Raw genomic sequence first — 16,595 nt, forward strand, 5'->3', positions numbered from 1 at the left:
GGAAACGCCGGCGGACCCGGGATTCCCGGGCGGAGCGAGGGAGAAGGCGCGAGCGGATGGCGGACGAACCGGCGGGCTTCGACGCGCCGCACCCCTGGGCGGCACCCGGCCAGGACGCGTCGCGCCGGCTGCGGCTGAAGTCCCTGGAGCTGCTGCTCACCGAGCAGCGGTTCAGGATCGGCCGGCACGTGAGTGCCTGCGGCGACGCCGGGCGCGAGCACACGGCGCGCGGCCCGCGGGCGAGTGCGCTCCCCGGGCCCGCGACCGTGGACGCGCCGGTGCTGCGCCTGCTCGACTCCCTGCCGGTCCCCGTCACGATCATCCGCGCCTCCCCCGGCCCGGTACCCCCGGAGGCGGAGCCCCACTCCCCCGGTACGGGCCCTGGTGCCCCGGACTTCCCCGAGCCGGGCTCCCCCGCCCCGGCCCTTCCCGCCCCGCAGTTCCTGTACGTCGGCCAGAACCGGGCCGCCCGCGAGTACGGTGCCCGGCATCTGCCGCCCGGTGCCCTGCCTCCCTGGACCGGTCCGGTGCCGCTGTTCGAGCGCCTGCCCACCCTCGTGGGCACGGCCGTCCCCCGCCTGCTCACGCAGGCCCTGCGCACCGGACGTTCCCAGGGGCCCGAGCCCGCCGACTGGCCGCTGCCGGGGCCCGGCGATGTCACCGTCCGGGTGAGCAGCGAAGTACGGGTGACCCCCTGCGGGGATCTGCTGCTGCTCAGCTGGGAGCGCGGGCGCGAGTCCGTGATGGCGCAGGAGGCGCAGCGCCTGGTCGGGGTGTCCTGGGCCGAGTGGAGCCTGGGCGACGGGAGCGTGGAGGCGTCGTCGGGATTCGCCCCCGCGCTCGGCCTGTCCGCCTCGCAGCCGCCGCCCGGTCTGCTGGAGCTGGGGCGCATGGTGGCCCCCGAGAGCCTGGACGCGCTGTACCGGGCGGTCCACGACGTCCTGCTGGGCGCGCCGGTGGCCGAGTGCGACCTGCGGCTCGCCGGGCCAAAGGGCCGGATCCTGCGGTTCGTCGCCGAGCCGGTCCGCCCGCCCTCGGGGCCGGTGTGGGCGGTGCGCGCGGTGCTCCACGACGTCACCGCCGACCGGCGCAGCCGTGCCCTGGCCGAGCAGGCGACCCGGGAGGCGCGGGCGCAGCGGGAGCGGGCCGACGCCGTCGCGGAGGTGGCGGAGCGGCTGCGGGACGCGGTGCTGCCCGCCTTCCCCGCGGAACTGGCCCGGCACGGCATCGAGGCCGCCGCCGCCTACCGTCCCGAGGCGGGCGCCGCGCGGGTGGGCGGTGACTGGTACAAGACCCGTGTCCTGCCCTCCGGGAAGGTGCTCATCGCGCTCGGGGACGCCCGCGGGCACGGCCTCGAAGCGGTCACCCTGATGGCGAAGCTGCGGTACGCGCTGGCCGGGCTGGCGTACACCGGCGAGTGGGTGGAGCGGCTGACCGGCTGGCTCAACACGGTCGCCTGCGACGACGGCGAGGAGTCCACCGCCACGGCGGTCATCGCCCGCTTCCACCCCGACCGCGGGCTGCTGCGCTGGACCTGCGCGGGCCATCCCCCGCCGGTCCTGGTCCGCGGCGGCGGCGAGCCGGTGCTGCTCGATCCGCCCCCGGGCGGCCCCGGCATGCCGCTGGGCGTCCTGCCGGACGAGACCTACACGGCGGCCGAGACGTGGCTGCGCCCCGGGGACGTGGTGCTGCTCTACTCGGACGGCCTGATCGAGCGGCGCGGCTCGGACCTCGACCGGGACTCCTCGCGGCTGCTGCGCGCCGTCGCGGACTGCGCCGCGGACGGCGTCCCGCCGGGCGGCGAGGCGCTCGACGCGTTCGTCCGCGACCTGGTCGCCCACCTCACCGGCCCGCAGACGGAGGACGACGCGACGGTACTGGCGTTCCGCGTGGTCGCCAGGGACGCGGAGACAGAGGAGACGGGGACGGGCACGCGCAGGGAGACGGACGCGGGCACGGGGGCGGGCACGGACCCGTACGAGTCCACGGGCACGCGGACGGAGACGGACGCGGGCACAGGGTAGGACGCGGGCACGGGAACGGCAACAGACCCGGGCACGCACCCGGACACGGGCACGCGGACGGGCACGGACGCGGAGACGGGAACCGCAACAGACCCGGGCGGGGACGCGAGGTCCGGCGGCGGCTGACGGCGTGCCAGGAGCCCCGTCGCGCCACCCCGTCCCGCGGGCCCGCCCCGGGCTACCCCTCCGCGATCACCACCGCGGAGGCCACCCCCGCGTCGTGGCTGAGGGAGAGGTGCCAGGACCGTACGCCGAGTTCGGCGGCCCGCGCCGCCACCGAGCCCTTCACCCGCAGCCGTGGCCGCCCGCTGTCCTCGACGTACACCTCCGCGTCCGTCCACAGCAGTCCGGCCGGGGCGCCCAGCGCCTTCGCGACGGCCTCCTTCGCGGCGAACCGGGCGGCCAGCGAGGCCATGCCCCGCCGCTCCCCGCTCGGCAGCAGCAACTCCTGTTCCACGAAGAGCCGCCGGACCAGTGCGGGCGTCCGCTCCAGCGACGCCGCGAACCGGTCGATCTCGGCCACGTCGATGCCGACCCCGATGATGCTCATGGGGCGACCCTACGGGTGCGCGCCCGCCGGGTGGTCACCCGGCGCTGTCCTCGGCGAGGGTGTGGGCCACCAGCGCGTTGGCGTGCCCGTGGCCCATGCCGTGCTCGGACTTGAGCCAGCCGACCAGTTCCATGTGCCGGGTCAGCGGCGAGGAACGGACCAGGTCCTGCCACTCGGCGATCGGCCGGCCGTACTTCTTCTCGATGGAGGGGAAGTAGCTGGCGGGGCCCTTGACGGGTGCGGTCATGGCGGAACGTCCTTCCGGTGCGGGGGCGTTGTCGCTCCTACGAGTGTCAACTGTCGCTTATAGGACTGACAGCGGCGCGGAAACTCATCGCCGCCCTCCCGCCGGACCCTTCACCGCCGCCGTGCGGCCCCGGACGGCTACTCCACCGTCACCGACTTCGCGAGGTTGCGGGGCTGGTCCACCTCGTTGCCCCGGGCGGTGGCCAGTTCGCAGGCGAAGACCTGCAACGGCACCGTCGCGACCATCGGCTGGAGCAGGGTCGGGGTGGCGGGGATGCGGATGAGGTGGTCGGCGTAGGGGACGACCGCCTCGTCGCCCTCCTCGGCGATCACGATCGTGCGCGCGCCCCTCGCCCGGATCTCCTGGATGTTGGAGACGATCTTGTCGTGGAGCAGGGACCGGCCGCGCGGGGACGGGACGACCACGACGACGGGCAGGTCCTCGTCGATCAGCGCGATCGGGCCGTGCTTCAGCTCGCCCGCGGCGAAGCCCTCGGCGTGCATGTAGGCGAGTTCCTTGAGCTTGAGGGCGCCCTCCAGGGCCACGGGATAGCCGACGTGCCGCCCGAGGAAGAGCACCGTGTTCTTGCCGGCGAGGGAGCGGGCGAGTTCCCGTACCGGCTCCATGGTGTCCAGGACGCGCTCCACCGCGCCGCCGATCTGCGAGAGGTCGCGGATGACGGCACGGATCTCGTCGCCCCACTTGGTGCCGCGCACCTGGCCGAGGTAGAGGGCGACGAGGTAGCAGGCGACGAGCTGGGTGAGGAACGCCTTGGTGGAGGCGACGGCGACCTCGGGTCCGGCGTGGGTGTACAGCACCGCGTCGGACTCGCGCGGGATGGTGGAGCCGTTGGTGTTGCAGATGGCGAGGACCTTGGCGCCCTGCTCGCGGGCGTGGCGCAGCGCCATCAGGGTGTCCATGGTCTCGCCGGACTGGGAGATGGCGACGACCAGGGTCTGGGCGTCCAGGATGGGGTCCCGGTAGCGGAACTCGCTGGCGAGTTCGACCTCGCAGGGGATGCGGGTCCAGTGCTCGATGGCGTACTTGGCGATCATGCCCGCGTGGAAGGCGGTGCCGCAGGCGATGATGACGACCTTGTCCGTCTCGCGCAGTTCGGCGGCGCTGATCCGCACCTCGTCCAGGGTCAGGGAGCCGGCGGCGTCGATGCGGCCGAGGAGGGTGTCGGCGACCGCCTTGGGCTGCTCGGCGATCTCCTTGAGCATGAAGTAGTCGTAGCCGCCCTTCTCGGCGGCCGCGGCGTCCCAGTCGACGTTGTAGGAGCGGACGTCGGAGGGCCGCCCGTCGAAGCCGGTGACGGTGACGCCGTCCCGGCGCAGTTCGACGACCTGGTCCTGGCCGAGTTCGATCGCGGAGCGGGTGTGGGCGATGAACGCGGCGACGTCGGAGGCGAGGAAGGACTCGCCCTCGCCGACGCCCACCACGAGCGGGGAGTTGCGGCGGGCGCCGACGACGACGCCGGGCGCGTCGGCGTGCACGGCGACGAGGGTGAAGGCGCCCTCCAGGCGCCGGCACACCAGGCGCATGGCCTCGGCGAGGTCGGCGCAGGAGGAGAACTCCTCGGCCAGCAGGTGCGCGACGACCTCGGTGTCGGTCTCGGAGGACAGTTCGTGTCCGCGCTCGGCCAGCTCCGCCCGCAGCAGGGCGAAGTTCTCGATGATGCCGTTGTGGACCACGGCGACGCGTCCGGCGTTGTCGAGGTGCGGGTGCGCGTTCGCGTCCGTGGGGCCGCCGTGGGTGGCCCAGCGGGTGTGCCCGATGCCGGTGGAACCGGTCGGCAGCGGCCGTTCGACCAGTTCCTTGTCCAGGTTGACCAGTTTCCCGGCCTTCTTGGCCGCCGCGAGGCCGCCGTCCGCGAGAACGGCGACACCCGCCGAGTCGTACCCCCGGTACTCCAGCCGTTTCAGCCCGGCCATCACGACGTCGAGCGCCGACTGCGAACCCACATATCCCACGATTCCGCACATGGCTCCGCAGCCTACGGCCCGTCAGCCGGCGAAACCCGCCTCCGCGTGCCCGAAATCGGAAATTCCCGCCGGGGTACGAAGGGTCCCGCGGCCCCGGACCGTACGTCCCCCCGGCGCCAATCCTCGCACCGTCACCGCGGCTCGGTGAGCTGCCGCCCGCGGCACAGCGGCCCCGCGGGCGATCAGCCGTACCGCCGGCCGGTGTCCGGCCGGGACACCGGCGGGACGCGGGCACGCGCACGTGACCCACCCCACCCCCCACGCCGTTCGAACTCCGTTAACAATGGACTGTGATCTCTCCGGTCCCCTCGATGCCCCGGAGCGCCCACCGGCCCAGGCCGGAGGCGACTCCCTATGTCGACCTCACCCGTGCCGAGTGGAGTGCGCTGCGCGACAAGACGCCGCTGCCGCTCACCGCGGAGGAGGTGGAACGGGTGCGCGGGCTCGGGGACGTCATCGACCTCGACGAGGTGCGGGACGTGTACCTGCCGCTGTCCCGGCTGCTCAATCTCTACGTCGGCGCGACCGACGGGCTGCGCGGCGCGCTGAACACGTTCCTCGGTGAGCAGGGCTCCCAGTCCGGCACCCCCTTCGTCATAGGGGTGGCGGGATCGGTCGCCGTCGGCAAGTCGACCGTGGCCCGGCTGCTCCAGGCGCTGCTGTCGCGCTGGCCCGAGCATCCGCGCGTGGAGCGGGTGACCACCGACGGGTTCCTGCTGCCGACCCGCGAACTCCAGGCGCGCGGCCTGATGGCGCGCAAGGGGTTCCCGGAGTCGTACGACCGCCGGGCGCTCACCCGGTTCGTCGCCGACGTGAAGGCGGGGAAGGCGGAGGTCACCGCGCCCGTCTACTCGCACCTGATCTACGACATCGTGCCCGGCGAGAAGCTCACCGTGCGCCGCCCCGACATCCTGATCGTGGAGGGCCTGAACGTCCTGCAGCCCGCGCTGCCCGGCCAGGACGGCCGCACCCGGGTCGGCCTCGCCGACTACTTCGACTTCAGCGTGTACGTCGACGCCCGCACCGAGGACGTCGAGCGCTGGTACCTGAACCGGTTCCGCAAGCTGCGCGACACCGCCTTCCAGGACCCCTCCTCGTACTTCCGCAGGTACACGCAGGTCTCCGAGGACGAGGCCCTCGACTACGCCCGCACCATGTGGCGGACCATCAACCGGCCCAACCTGGTGGAGAACATCGCCCCCACCCGCGGCCGGGCCACGCTCGTCGTGCGCAAGGGGCCCGACCACAAGGTGCAGCGGCTGCGGCTGCGGAAGCTGTGACCGCGGCGGGGCGTCTACGCTGCCCCGCATGCTGCATCTGCGACTGATCACCCCCGCCGACCGCACCGACGAGGTGGCGGGGCTGATCCACCGGACGGTCGGCACCGCGCACCTCGTCGTGCTGCCTGGCGCGGCTCGCAGCCCCTCCGGTGACGTGGTCATGTGCGACGTCGCCCGCGAGGCCGCCGACGAACTGCTCGGCGGCCTCAGGGAGTTGGGCATCGACCGGACCGGCTCCATCGCCGTGGAGAGCATCGACCTGTCGCTGTCCGACCGGGCCGACAAGGCCGAGGAGGAGGCGCCGGGCGAGGCCGCGGACGCGGTGCTGTGGGAGGAGCTGACCGAGGCCACCCACGAGGAGTCGACGCTGTCGATCACCTACCTCGCGTTCATCACGCTGGCCACGATGATCGCCGCCTGCGGTGTGGTGCTCGACAACGCCGTCCTGATCGTCGGCGCGATGGCGGTGGGGCCGGAGTTCGGACCGCTGGCCGGCATCAGCACGGCCCTGGTGCGGCGGGCGCCGAAACTGGCGCTGCGCTCCCTGGTGGCGCTGCTGGCGGGGTTCGCGCTGGCGATGGCCGTGACCGTGGGCTTCAGCCTGTTCATGGACGCCGTCGGTCTGTTCAGCAAGGCGAAGCTGGAGGGCCCGCGGCCCAGCACCGGCTTCGTGTACGCCCCCGACTGGTTCTCCTTCGTGGTCGCGGTCCTCGCCGGGATCGCCGGCACGCTGTCGCTGACCTCGGCCAAGTCCGGCGCCCTGGTCGGCGTCGCCATCTCCGTGACCACCGTCCCGGCCGCGGCCAACGCGGCCGTCGCGTTCGCCTACGGCGACACCGCCCAGACCTGGGGCTCCAGCAAGCAGCTGCTGCTGAACCTCCTCGGCATCGTCCTCGCCGGCACCCTCACCCTGCTCTTCCAGAAGTGGCTCTGGTCGACGCAGCGGGCACGGATGCGCAAGACCGCCGGATAGCACCGGGACGCTCCCCCGGGAGGCCGCCTCGCGCCCGCCCCGCACGCTCACGCGGTGCACCGCCGGACGGGAACGGGACGCTCACGCGGCTCGCGGTGGCGCGAGCCGCGTGAGCGTCCCGTGGTGACGCCGTCCGGTGCTCAGCCCAGGGCCGACTTCACCGCGTCCGCCAGCCGCCCCGCCACCGAGCGGGCCTGCTCGATGTCCGCGGCCTCGACCATCACGCGCACCAGCGGCTCGGTGCCCGAGGGACGCAGCAGCACGCGTCCGGTCTCGCCCAGCTCGTGTTCGGCCTCGGCGACCGCCGTGGCCAGGTCCGCGGAGGTCTTCACCCGGGACTTGTCGACGTCGGGGACGTTGATGAGGACCTGCGGCAGGCGCTGCATCACCCCCGCCAGCTCCCGCAGCGTACGGCCGGTCGCGGCGACCCGGGCGGCCAGCATCAGACCGGTGAGCGTGCCGTCGCCGGTGGTGGCGTGGTCGAGGATGATGACGTGGCCGGACTGCTCGCCGCCGAGGGCGAAGCCACCGGACTTCATCTCCTCCAGGACGTAGCGGTCGCCGACGGCGGTCTGCACGAGGTGGATGCCCTCGCGCTCCATGGCCAGCTTGAAGCCCAGGTTGGACATCACGGTCGCGACGACGGTGTCGGAGCGCAGCGCGGAACGCTCTCGCATCGCCAGCGCGAGCACGGCCAGGATCTGGTCGCCGTCGACCTCGTCGCCGGTGTGGTCCACGGCCAGGCAGCGGTCGGCGTCGCCGTCGTGCGCGATGCCGAGGTGGGCGCCGTGCGCGACGACGGCGGCCTTCAGCTGGTCCAGGTGGGTGGAGCCGCAGCCGTCGTTGATGTTGAGGCCGTCGGGTTCGGCCCCGATGGTGATCACCTCGGCGCCGGCCCGCGCGAACGCCTCGGGCGAGACCCGGGCGGCGGCGCCGTGCGCCTCGTCCAGGACGATCTTCAGCCCGTCGAGCCGGTTCGGGAGGACACCGACGAGATGGGCGACGTACTTGTCGAAGCCCTCGTCGTAGTCGCGGACCCGGCCGACGCCCGCGCCGGTCGGACGGTCCCAGGGCGCGCCGGTGCGGTGCTCCTCGTAGACCTTCTCGATGCGGTCCTCCAGCTCGTCGGCGAGCTTGTGGCCGCCGCGGGCGAAGAACTTGACGCCGTTGTCCGGCATGGCGTTGTGGCTGGCCGACAGCATCACGCCGAGGTCCGCGCCGAGCGAGCCGGTCAGGTACGCCACGGCGGGCGTCGGCAGCACGCCGACCCGCAGCACGTCCACGCCGGCACTGGCCAGGCCCGCGACCACGGCGGCCTCCAGGAACTCACCGGAGGCGCGCGGGTCCCGGCCGACCACGGCCTTCGGGCGGTGCCCCTCGAAGGTGCCCGCCTCGGCCAGTACGTGCGCCGCGGCGACGGACAGGCCGAGCGCCATCTCGGCGGTCAGGTCCGCGTTGGCGACACCACGCACGCCGTCCGTGCCGAAGAGTCGTCCCACTTGTCCTCCTTGAGGAAGCGTCAGTTCGTGAAGCCGTGCCGAGGTTTTCAGCGCGCGTTCACCATTCACTGGGTTCGGTGTTCTCGGTGCGCCCGCGGATCCCTGAGCCGGGCATCCGATCACACCAGCCGCTGAGCGGCTGAGCTGCTGAGCACCTGAGCACTAGAGCACCTTGTGCCGTTATACGCCCAAGGCCGGTGATAAACGAACGCCCCGGCGGCACAGTGGCGTGCCGCCGGGGCGTTCGGAGTAGGCCTGTCCGCAGGCAGCCGCTGATTAGCGCTTGCTGTACTGCGGAGCCTTGCGGGCCTTCTTGAGACCGGCCTTCTTGCGCTCGACCGCACGGTCGTCGCGCTTGAGGAAGCCGGCCTTCTTGAGCGGGCCGCGGTTGTTGTCGACGTCGGCCTCGTTCAGGGCACGGGCGACACCGAGACGCAGGGCGCCGGCCTGACCGGAGACACCGCCGCCGGCGATGCGGGCGACGACGTCGTAACGGCCCTCGAGCTCCAGCACCTTGAAGGGCTCGTTGACTTCCTGCTGGTGCACCTTGTTCGGGAAGTAGTCCTCGAGGGTGCGACCGTTGATCTTCCACTTGCCGGTGCCCGGGACGATCCGGACGCGGGCGATGGCGTTCTTGCGGCGGCCCAGGCCGGCGGCCGGCTGCGGCTCGCCGAAGCGGGAGGCCATGGACTCCGAGGTGTACTCGCCCTCGACGGGGACCTCGGACTCGGTGGTGTAGCTCTCGATGTCGATCTCTTCGATCGGCTGCTCGGCAGTGGTCTCGGCCACGATTCTCCTCAGATTCTGTTCAGTCTTAGGGGGTGGCCGGACTTACTGCGCGACCTGGGTGATCTCGAACGGCACCGGCTGCTGGGCGCCGTGCGGGTGCTGGTCACCCTTGTAGACCTTCAGCTTCGAGAGCATCTGACGGCCCAGGGAGTTCTTCGGGAGCATGCCCTTGACGGCCTTCTCGACGGCCTTCTCCGGGTTGTTCGCGAGGAGGTCGTCGTAGCGGACGGAGCGCAGACCGCCCGGGTAGCCGGAGTGGCGGTACGCCATCTTCTGGGTCCGCTTGTTGCCGGAGAGGTGCACCTTGTCGGCGTTGATGATGATGACGAAGTCACCAGCGTCGACGTGCGGCGCGTAGATCGGCTTGTGCTTGCCCCGCAGAAGGGTGGCGGCGGTGGTCGCCAGGCGACCCAGGACGACGTCCTGGGCGTCGATGACGTGCCACTGGCGCGTGATGTCGCCGGGCTTGGGGCTGTACGTACGCACGGTTCGTAGCCTTCGCTTCTTCAGTGAATGGTCCTGACAAGGTCACCGAAGACGATCACGACAGCCCTGACCGCACAGCGGTGACGCAAACCGCGTGCTGGTCGCTGGTCATCGGCCCGGTGGACCGGTGTAAGGGCCGGGTCCGTGAGAAGAGCCAAGCCAATACACAACGAACAAGCAGACTACCCGGGCGGCACACCGTGGGTCAAAACGACGGCCGCCGCGCCGGTCCCGCCTGTTCCGCCCCAGTGTACGTCCGCCCCGGCCCGGCCGCCCCGCCGTCCGCGGCCCCGCGGACGGGAGGCCGCCGCGGCGCGCCCGGGGGCCGTGGGGCGCCGTTAGGATGCCGCCCATGACTTATGGGCAGGGGGGCGGCTCGCAGTCCCAGTGGGATCCCTGGAAACCGAACGCGCAGCAGCCGTCGAACGGTGACGGCGACGGGACCCCGGACTGGGCGGCACTCGCCGAGGCCTCCGAGACGCGCGCCAAGCGGCGCCGGCTGCTGTTCATCGGCGGGGGCGCGCTGGCCACCGTCGCCGTCGGCGCGGCCGTGGCCGCCGCCGTGATCTCGGCCGGCGGCGGATCCGGCGGCCACGCCTCCCCGCGGCCCACCGCCGCCGGGCCCAGCGGCTCGGCCTCCGGCCCCTCCTTCGAACCCACCAGCGCCCCGCCGCCGCTGGACCCGAAGGACTTCATATCCAGCGCGAAGAAGGACACCGCCCCGCTCGGCCCCGGCACCCTCTTCGGGGGCACCCGGCTGACCATGGGCCAGACCGTCTACACGAAGGGCCCCACGGCCGACACCCGTGACTGCGCCTCCGCCGTCCAGGGCACCCTCGCCAAGGTCCTCACCGGCAACGGCTGCACCCGCCTGATCCGCGCGACCTACACCCGCGGCGGCATCGCGGCCACCGTCGGCGTCGCCGTCTTCGACACCGAGACACAGGCCGCCAGGGCCAAGGGCCAGGCCGACAAGAAGAGCATCGTCAAGCCGCTCGCCGGCAGCGGCGTCAAGGCCTTCTGCGACGGCGCGGTCTGCCGCTCCACCACCAACTCCTACGGCCGCTACGCCTACTTCACCCTCACCGGCTTCCCCGGCGGCAAGGACGTGACGACCAAGGACACCAAGGTGTTCCGCACCGGCGACGACCTCGCCGAGTACACGTTCCGCCAGATCCGCCGGCGCGGCGAGGCCCAGGCCTCCGCCGCGAGCGGACAGTGAGAGCTGCGAACACAAGACGGGCCGGGCGTCCGTCCTGTCCGCGGCTCTGAGAGCGAAGGCGCGGCCGGCCCCGGCCGCTACCGCCGCTTCAGACGCAGCCTGACCGGCACCACCGCCGACTCCAGCTGGGTGCGCAGCGTCATCTTCGACGCACCCTCCGTACGCTCCCCGAACCGGATCGGCACCTCGACCGCCCGGTGTCCCGCCCGCACCGCGCGGTACTTCAGCTCGACCTGGAAGCTGTAGCCCGCGCTGTCCAGGGTCGACAGGCCCACGTCCCGCAGCGTGGCCGCCGACCACAGGTTGAAGCCCGCGGTGATGTCCTTGATCCGGGTGCCGAGCACCGCCCGCGCGTAGGCGTTGGCGAACCGGGACAGCAGCACCCGGTGCGCGCCCCACCGCTCGTCCAGCGAGCCGCCCGCCACGTACCGGCTGCCCACCACCAGCCCGGCCCCCGACGACAGCGCCGCGTCCAGCATCCGCGGCACCGCTTCCACGGGGTGACTGCCGTCGGCGTCCATCTGCACGACGTACTCGGCGCCGTCCGCCAGCGCGGCCGTCATGCCCGCCGTGTACGCCCGGCCCAGGCCGTCCTTGCGGGTGCGGTGCAGCACGCCCATCCGGCGGCGCCCCGAGGGCCCGTCCACGCCGTACTTCTCCGCCAGCTCGTCGGCGATCCGCCCGGTGCCGTCCGGACTGCCGTCGTCGACGACGAGCAGCCGGAGCCCGCCGAGCGGCAGCCCCAGCACCGCCTCGGCCAGCCGCGCCAGGTTCCCCGCCTCGTTGTACGTCGGCATGACCACCGTGACCGCGTGCCCGCCGCCCTCGCCCGCACGGCGCTCCTTCGGCTGCGTCATCTCTCCTCGCCCTCCCCGTCCGGCGCGGGAGCACCCAGCGCCCGGAACCGCCAGCCCGCCGCCCGCCACGCCCGCGCGTCCAGGACGCCCCGCCCGTCCACGATCCGCGGACGGTACACCAGGGCCGCCGCCCGGCGCGGATCGACCTGCCGGAACTGCGGCCACTCGGTCAGGTGCAGCACCAGCTCCGCCCCGCGCAGCGCCTCCTCCAGCGACAGCGCGTACCCGAGCAGCGGGAACGCCTTGCGGGCGTTGTCCATCGCCCGGGGGTCGTAGACCGTCACGTCGGCACCGTCGAGATCCAGCCGCGCGGCCACGTTCAGCGCGGGCGAGTCGCGGATGTCGTCGGAGTCCGGTTTGAAGGCCGCGCCCAGCACCGCCACCCGCGCCCCGAGCACCGTGCCCCCGCACAGCTCCCGGGCCAGGGCGATCACCCGGTCCCGCTGCCGCATGTTGATCGCGTCGACCTGGCGCAGGAAGCCCAGGTCCACGCCCAGCTCGGCGGCCCGATGCGCGAAGGCACGGATGTCCTTGGGCAGACAGCCCCCGCCGAACCCCGCCCCGGCCCGCAGGAACGCCCGCCCGATCCGCTCGTCGCACCCCAGCGCCTCGGCCAGCTCGCCCACATCGCCGCCCGCCGCCTCGCACACCTCGGCCATCGCGTTGATGAAGGAGATCTTGGTGGCGAGGAAGGAGTTCGCGGCCGTCTTCACCAGTTCGGCGGTGGCGAAATCGGTCACGACCAGCGGTGTCCCGGCGGCCAGGACGGGCGCGTACACGGTCCGCAGCAGCCGCTGCGCACGCGCCGTGCGCACCCCGAACACCAGCCGGTCCGGGCGCAGCGTGTCCTCGACGGCGAAGCCCTCCCGCAGGAACTCCGGGTTCCAGGCGATCTCGACGCGGTGGCCTGCGGCCAGCCGCGCGGCCGTGCCGACCGGCACGGTCGACTTGCCCACCAGCAGCGCGTTCTTGCGCGCGTGCCGTGCGAGGGCGGCGAAGGCGCTCTCGACGCACGTCAGGTCGGCGGCGTCGCCGTCCTTGCGCTGCGGGGTGCCCACGCACACGAAGTGCACCTGCCCGAAGGCACCGGCCTCCTCGTAGCAGGTCGTGAACCGCAGCCGCCCGCTCGCCGTGTGCCGGGCGATCATCGCGGCCAGCCCGGGCTCGTGGAACGGCACCCGGCCCGCCCGCAGCGCGGCGACCTTGCCCGCGTCGACGTCGACCCCGACCACCTCGTGCCCGAGTTCCGCCATGCAGGCGGCGTGCGTGGCACCCAGGTAGCCGGTGCCGATGACGGTGAGCCGCATGGGCCGCCCTCCTCGCCGTACGCCCCCTGCCACCGCCGTACGGCGGCCGGACCGTCCCTGCGAGTTCCCGCCCGGCACCGACCCTACCGTCACGGTGGGTGACCGGGCAGGGTCAGCAGCAGCCGGTGGCCGGAAGCGACCGCTTGTTGCGCGCCTCACGGCTGCGCGCGGCCAGCAGTTCGTCGGCCGGGTAGCCGACCTCCTCCAGGGTCAGGCCGTGCGGCCGTACGACGTGCACCGCGGAGTCCCGGACGCCCGCGGCCAGCACCTCGGCCGGCCAGCCGGGCGGGCGGTGCCCGTCGCCGACGAAGAGCAGCGCCCCGATCAGCGAGCGCACCATGTTGTGGCAGAAGGCGTCCGCGCGGACGGTCGCCGTGATGATCCCGTCGGCCCCGCGCGCCAGGCTCAGCTCCTGGAGCGTGCGGATGGTGGTCGCGCCCTCGCGCTTCTTGCAGTAGGCGGCGAAGTCGTGCTCGCCGAGCAGCGGCCGGGCGGCCTCGTTCATCGCGTCGACGTCCAGCGGCCAGTCGTGCCACAGCACGTGCCCGCGCAGCAGCGGGTCGACGCCGCCGGGGTTGTCGGTGACGCGGTAGGCGTACCGGCGCCAGACGGCGGCGAAGCGGGCGTTGAAACCGCTGGGCGCGGGCCTCAGCGCCCACACCCGCACGTCCTTGGGCAGCCGCCCGGCGAGCCGCTTGAGCAGCTTCTCGTGGTGCTCGCGCCACACCTCCTCCGGCAGGTCCACGTGGGCCACCTGGCCGCGCGCGTGCACCCCGGCGTCGGTGCGCCCGGCCACGGTCAGCTCGAACGTCCGGCGGGAGCGGGTCACCGTGCGCAGCGCGTCCTCGATCTCGCCCTGCACGGTGCGCTTCCCGCCGGCCTGCTTGGCCCAGCCGTGGAAGTCACTGCCGTCGTAGGACAGGTCCAGGCGGACACGGACATGACCAGGCTGTACTTCGTCACTCACCCAGAGATCCTCTCACCCGCACGAAAGCGGGCCCGTCCTTGAAAAAGGACGGGCCCGCGAACGCCGCAAAGGGGCGCGGGGAACTGCGCGACAGGCCACGACGGTGCCGCGGCCGCGATCGCCCAGCCCCCCGCAGAACGCTTACGCGTCCTTGGACTCCTCGGCAGGAGCCTCGGTGGCCTCGGTCTGCTCGGCCTTGGCCTCCTCGGCCTCCTTGACCGCACGCTTGGTGGCGGCCTCGGCCTCGCCGGTGGCCTGCTGCTGCACCGTCAGCGCCTCGACCAGCTCGATGACGGCCATGGGCGCGTTGTCGCCACGGCGGTTACCGATCTTGGTGATGCGGGTGTAGCCACCGGGACGGTTCTCGTACCGCGGGCCGATCTCGGTGAAGAGCGTGTGGACGACGCTCTTGTCCGTGATGACCTGGAGCACCTGACGGCGGTTGTGAAGGTCGCCCTTCTTCGCCTTGGTGACCAGACGCTCGGCGTACGGGCGCAGGCGGCGGGCCTTCGCCTCGGTGGTGGTGATGCGGCCGTGCTCGAAGAGGCTCTTCGCGAGGTTCGCGAGGAGGAGCTTCTCGTGCGCGGCGCTGCCGCCCAGACGGGCACCCTTGGTGGGCCTCGGCATGATGTTTCTCCTAGGTGTCTGCCCCGGCCGTATCAGGTACCGGAGTCAGTATCCGAGCAGGCGGTCGCCTGTCGGAGATCCGGGGCTCTCAAGCCCCGGAGGATGTCGGGGCGGCCCGAAGGGCGTCCCGACAGGGGCGCGGGGAACCGCGCCGTCAAGCACAGTGCGCCCGCGCCCCGGTTCGGACCGTCGGTCCCGAGCTGTCAGTACTGCTCGGTCTCCACGAACCCGGCGTCCGCGTCGTCGTCGGCGCCGAAGGCGTCCGCGGCGGCGGTCGGGTCGAATCCGGGCGGGCTGTCCTTGAGGGCCAGGCCCATGCCGGCCAGCTTCGCCTTGACCTCGTCGATCGACTTCGCACCGAAGTTGCGGATGTCGAGCAGGTCGGCCTCGGAGCGCGCGACCAGCTCACCCACGGAGTGGATGCCCTCACGCTTGAGGCAGTTGTAGGAGCGGACCGTCAGCTCCAGCTCCTCGATCGGCAGCGCGAGGTCGGCGGCGAGGGCGGCGTCCGTGGGGGACGGGCCCATGTCGATGCCCTCGGCGTCGATGTTCAGCTCGCGGGCGAGACCGAACAGCTCGACCAGCGTCTTGCCCGCGGAGGCCATGGCGTCACGCGGACGCATCGCCTGCTTGGTCTCGACGTCGACGATCAGCTTGTCGAAGTCGGTGCGCTGCTCGACACGCGTGGCCTCGACCTTGTACGTGACCTTGAGCACGGGGCTGTAGATGGAGTCGACCGGGATACGGCCGATCTCCTGGCCCACCTGCTTGTTCTGCACGGCGGAGACGTAACCGCGGCCGCGCTCGACGGTCAGCTCCATCTCCAGCTTGCCCTTGCCGTTGAGCGTGGCGAGGACGAGGTCGGGGTTGTGCACCTCGACACCGGCCGGGGGCGCGATGTCGGCGGCGGTGACCAGACCCGGGCCCTGCTTGCGCAGGTACATCACGACCGGCTCGTCGTGCTCCGAGGAGACGACCAGCTGCTTGATGTTGAGGATCAGGTCGGTGACGTCCTCCTTGACGCCCGGCACGGTGGTGAACTCGTGCAGGACACCGTCGATGCGGATGGACGTGACCGCCGCACCCGGGATCGAGGAGAGGAGCGTACGGCGCAGGGAGTTGCCGAGGGTGTAGCCGAAGCCCGGCTCCAGCGGCTCGATCACGAACCGGGAGCGGAACTCGTCGACGACCTCTTCGGTCAACGAAGGTCGCTGAGCGATCAGCATCTGTGGATCAGATCCTTCTTTCGTGGACGCCCGCTATTTGACGCCCGACGGAAACCGCACCCATGAGAAGTGCGGGTACTGCAAGGGTACGGGCGGCACGGCCCGAAGGAGCCGTACCGCCCGAACCACCGACCGGGCCGGCGTCAGACGCGACGACGCTTCGGCGGACGGCAGCCGTTGTGGGGGGTCGGGGTGACGTCCTGGATGGAGCCGACCTCGAGACCGGTCGCCTGGAGCGAACGGATGGCGGTCTCACGACCGGAACCCGGGCCCTTGACGAACACGTCGACCTTGCGCATGCCGTGCTCCTGCGCGCGACGGGCGGCCGACTCGGCGGCCATCTGCGCGGCGAACGGCGTGGACTTCCGGGAGCCCTTGAAGCCGACGTGGCCGGCGGAGGCCCAGGAGATCACGTTGCCCGACGGGTCCGTGATCGAGACGATCGTGTTGTTGAACGTGCTCTTGATGTGCGCGTGGCCGTGAGCGACGTTCTTCTTTTCCTTGCGGCGCACCTTCTTGGCAGCGCCCTGACGTCCCTTGGGGGGCATGTCTTCTC

General features: G+C 72.4%; 16 protein-coding genes. 4 read left to right on the plus strand and 12 right to left on the minus strand.

Translation table 11 applies throughout. The annotated features are described in order from the left end of the window. The first annotated feature begins 56 nt into the window (after positions 1–56). A complete protein-coding gene (locus ABZ719_RS04235) occupies positions 57–2,024 on the plus strand; it encodes a SpoIIE family protein phosphatase (protein WP_366723698.1) in 1,968 nt (655 codons plus the stop codon). Between the two features lie 178 nt (positions 2,025–2,202). Here the strand turns inward: ABZ719_RS04235 and ABZ719_RS04240 are convergent, their stop codons facing one another. The 3 genes from ABZ719_RS04240 to glmS form a co-directional block, all read right to left on the minus strand. Next, positions 2,203–2,574, minus strand: a complete 372-nt coding sequence (locus ABZ719_RS04240; protein WP_366723699.1) for a holo-ACP synthase — start codon at positions 2,572–2,574, stop codon at positions 2,203–2,205. Between the two features lie 34 nt (positions 2,575–2,608). Beyond that, positions 2,609–2,821 carry a DUF4287 domain-containing protein gene (locus ABZ719_RS04245; RefSeq protein ID WP_366723700.1) on the minus strand — a complete coding sequence of 71 codons (213 nt, stop codon included), beginning with the start codon at positions 2,819–2,821 and terminating at the stop codon, positions 2,609–2,611. 137 nt (positions 2,822–2,958) lie between these two features. Beyond that, entirely contained in the window at positions 2,959–4,806 is a 1,848-nt protein-coding gene (gene glmS, locus ABZ719_RS04250) for a glutamine--fructose-6-phosphate transaminase (isomerizing) (RefSeq protein ID WP_366723701.1), read from the minus strand. Positions 4,807–5,117: 311 nt separating this feature from the next. Here glmS and coaA point away from each other — a divergent pair, with 311 nt between their 5' ends. Then, positions 5,118–6,086 carry a type I pantothenate kinase gene (gene coaA / locus ABZ719_RS04255; RefSeq protein ID WP_366723765.1) on the plus strand — a complete coding sequence of 323 codons (969 nt, stop codon included), beginning with the start codon at positions 5,118–5,120 and terminating at the stop codon, positions 6,084–6,086. A gap of 28 nt (positions 6,087–6,114) precedes the next feature. Then, positions 6,115–7,059, plus strand: coding sequence for a DUF389 domain-containing protein (locus ABZ719_RS04260; protein WP_366723702.1), 945 nt, complete (start codon positions 6,115–6,117; stop codon positions 7,057–7,059). A 140-nt stretch (positions 7,060–7,199) separates the two neighbouring features. Here ABZ719_RS04260 and glmM read toward each other — a convergent pair whose 3' ends face one another. The 3 genes from glmM to rplM all read right to left on the minus strand — a co-directional run bounded on the left by glmM (position 7,200) and on the right by rplM (position 9,833). Next, complete coding sequence (glmM, locus tag ABZ719_RS04265) at positions 7,200–8,558, minus strand: phosphoglucosamine mutase (protein WP_366723703.1); 1,359 nt, start codon at positions 8,556–8,558, stop codon at positions 7,200–7,202. A gap of 276 nt (positions 8,559–8,834) precedes the next feature. Further along, a complete protein-coding gene (gene rpsI / locus ABZ719_RS04270; RefSeq protein ID WP_360972035.1) occupies positions 8,835–9,347 on the minus strand; it encodes a 30S ribosomal protein S9 in 513 nt (170 codons plus the stop codon). A gap of 42 nt (positions 9,348–9,389) precedes the next feature. Further along, a complete protein-coding gene (gene rplM / locus ABZ719_RS04275; protein ID WP_037858438.1) occupies positions 9,390–9,833 on the minus strand; it encodes a 50S ribosomal protein L13 in 444 nt (147 codons plus the stop codon). A 352-nt stretch (positions 9,834–10,185) separates the two neighbouring features. Here rplM and ABZ719_RS04280 point away from each other — a divergent pair, with 352 nt between their 5' ends. Further along, positions 10,186–11,055: a hypothetical protein gene (locus tag ABZ719_RS04280; protein ID WP_366723704.1), complete on the plus strand. Its 870-nt coding sequence runs from the start codon at positions 10,186–10,188 to the stop codon at positions 11,053–11,055. 77 nt (positions 11,056–11,132) lie between these two features. Here ABZ719_RS04280 and ABZ719_RS04285 read toward each other — a convergent pair whose 3' ends face one another. The 6 genes from ABZ719_RS04285 to rpsK all read right to left on the minus strand — a co-directional run bounded on the left by ABZ719_RS04285 (position 11,133) and on the right by rpsK (position 16,587). Then, a complete protein-coding gene (locus tag ABZ719_RS04285) occupies positions 11,133–11,912 on the minus strand; it encodes a polyprenol monophosphomannose synthase (RefSeq protein WP_366723705.1) in 780 nt (259 codons plus the stop codon). Beyond that, positions 11,909–13,219 (minus strand): UDP-glucose/GDP-mannose dehydrogenase family protein, encoded by a 1,311-nt coding sequence (locus tag ABZ719_RS04290; protein WP_366723706.1) that lies wholly within the window; start codon positions 13,217–13,219, stop codon positions 11,909–11,911. Before ABZ719_RS04290 ends, ABZ719_RS04285 begins: the two co-directional genes overlap by 4 nt. Before the next feature lie 112 nt (positions 13,220–13,331). Continuing rightward, complete coding sequence (gene truA / locus ABZ719_RS04295; RefSeq protein ID WP_366723707.1) at positions 13,332–14,186, minus strand: tRNA pseudouridine(38-40) synthase TruA; 855 nt, start codon at positions 14,184–14,186, stop codon at positions 13,332–13,334. A 141-nt stretch (positions 14,187–14,327) separates the two neighbouring features. After that, positions 14,328–14,813: a 50S ribosomal protein L17 gene (gene rplQ / locus ABZ719_RS04300; protein WP_037858430.1), complete on the minus strand. Its 486-nt coding sequence runs from the start codon at positions 14,811–14,813 to the stop codon at positions 14,328–14,330. Between the two features lie 203 nt (positions 14,814–15,016). Beyond that, positions 15,017–16,039, minus strand: coding sequence for a DNA-directed RNA polymerase subunit alpha (locus ABZ719_RS04305; RefSeq protein ID WP_003966937.1), 1,023 nt, complete (start codon positions 16,037–16,039; stop codon positions 15,017–15,019). Between the two features lie 143 nt (positions 16,040–16,182). Beyond that, positions 16,183–16,587 (minus strand): 30S ribosomal protein S11, encoded by a 405-nt coding sequence (rpsK, locus tag ABZ719_RS04310; RefSeq protein ID WP_003956432.1) that lies wholly within the window; start codon positions 16,585–16,587, stop codon positions 16,183–16,185. Positions 16,588–16,595: the final 8 nt, after the last annotated feature.

The sequence above is a fragment of the Streptomyces sp. NPDC006743 genome, assembly GCF_040703815.1.
In the GTDB taxonomy this organism is placed as follows: domain Bacteria; phylum Actinomycetota; class Actinomycetes; order Streptomycetales; family Streptomycetaceae; genus Streptomyces.

Excerpts from the sequence above, each read along its gene's own strand:
- rpsK (WP_003956432.1), bottom strand. The coding sequence starts at position 16,587 with ATGCCCCCCAAGGGACGTCAGGGCGCTGCCAAGAAGGTGCGCCGCAAG.
- ABZ719_RS04260 (WP_366723702.1), top strand. The coding sequence starts at position 6,115 with ATGCTGCATCTGCGACTGATCACCCCCGCCGACCGCACCGACGAGGTG.
- glmS (WP_366723701.1), bottom strand. The coding sequence starts at position 4,806 with ATGTGCGGAATCGTGGGATATGTGGGTTCGCAGTCGGCGCTCGACGTC.
- ABZ719_RS04235 (WP_366723698.1), top strand. The coding sequence starts at position 57 with ATGGCGGACGAACCGGCGGGCTTCGACGCGCCGCACCCCTGGGCGGCA.
- ABZ719_RS04245 (WP_366723700.1), bottom strand. The coding sequence starts at position 2,821 with ATGACCGCACCCGTCAAGGGCCCCGCCAGCTACTTCCCCTCCATCGAG.
- ABZ719_RS04290 (WP_366723706.1), bottom strand. The coding sequence starts at position 13,219 with ATGCGGCTCACCGTCATCGGCACCGGCTACCTGGGTGCCACGCACGCC.
- ABZ719_RS04285 (WP_366723705.1), bottom strand. The coding sequence starts at position 11,912 with ATGACGCAGCCGAAGGAGCGCCGTGCGGGCGAGGGCGGCGGGCACGCG.
- coaA (WP_366723765.1), top strand. The coding sequence starts at position 5,118 with ATGCCCCGGAGCGCCCACCGGCCCAGGCCGGAGGCGACTCCCTATGTC.
- ABZ719_RS04240 (WP_366723699.1), bottom strand. The coding sequence starts at position 2,574 with ATGAGCATCATCGGGGTCGGCATCGACGTGGCCGAGATCGACCGGTTC.
- ABZ719_RS04305 (WP_003966937.1), bottom strand. The coding sequence starts at position 16,039 with ATGCTGATCGCTCAGCGACCTTCGTTGACCGAAGAGGTCGTCGACGAG.
- ABZ719_RS04280 (WP_366723704.1), top strand. The coding sequence starts at position 10,186 with ATGACTTATGGGCAGGGGGGCGGCTCGCAGTCCCAGTGGGATCCCTGG.
- rplQ (WP_037858430.1), bottom strand. The coding sequence starts at position 14,813 with ATGCCGAGGCCCACCAAGGGTGCCCGTCTGGGCGGCAGCGCCGCGCAC.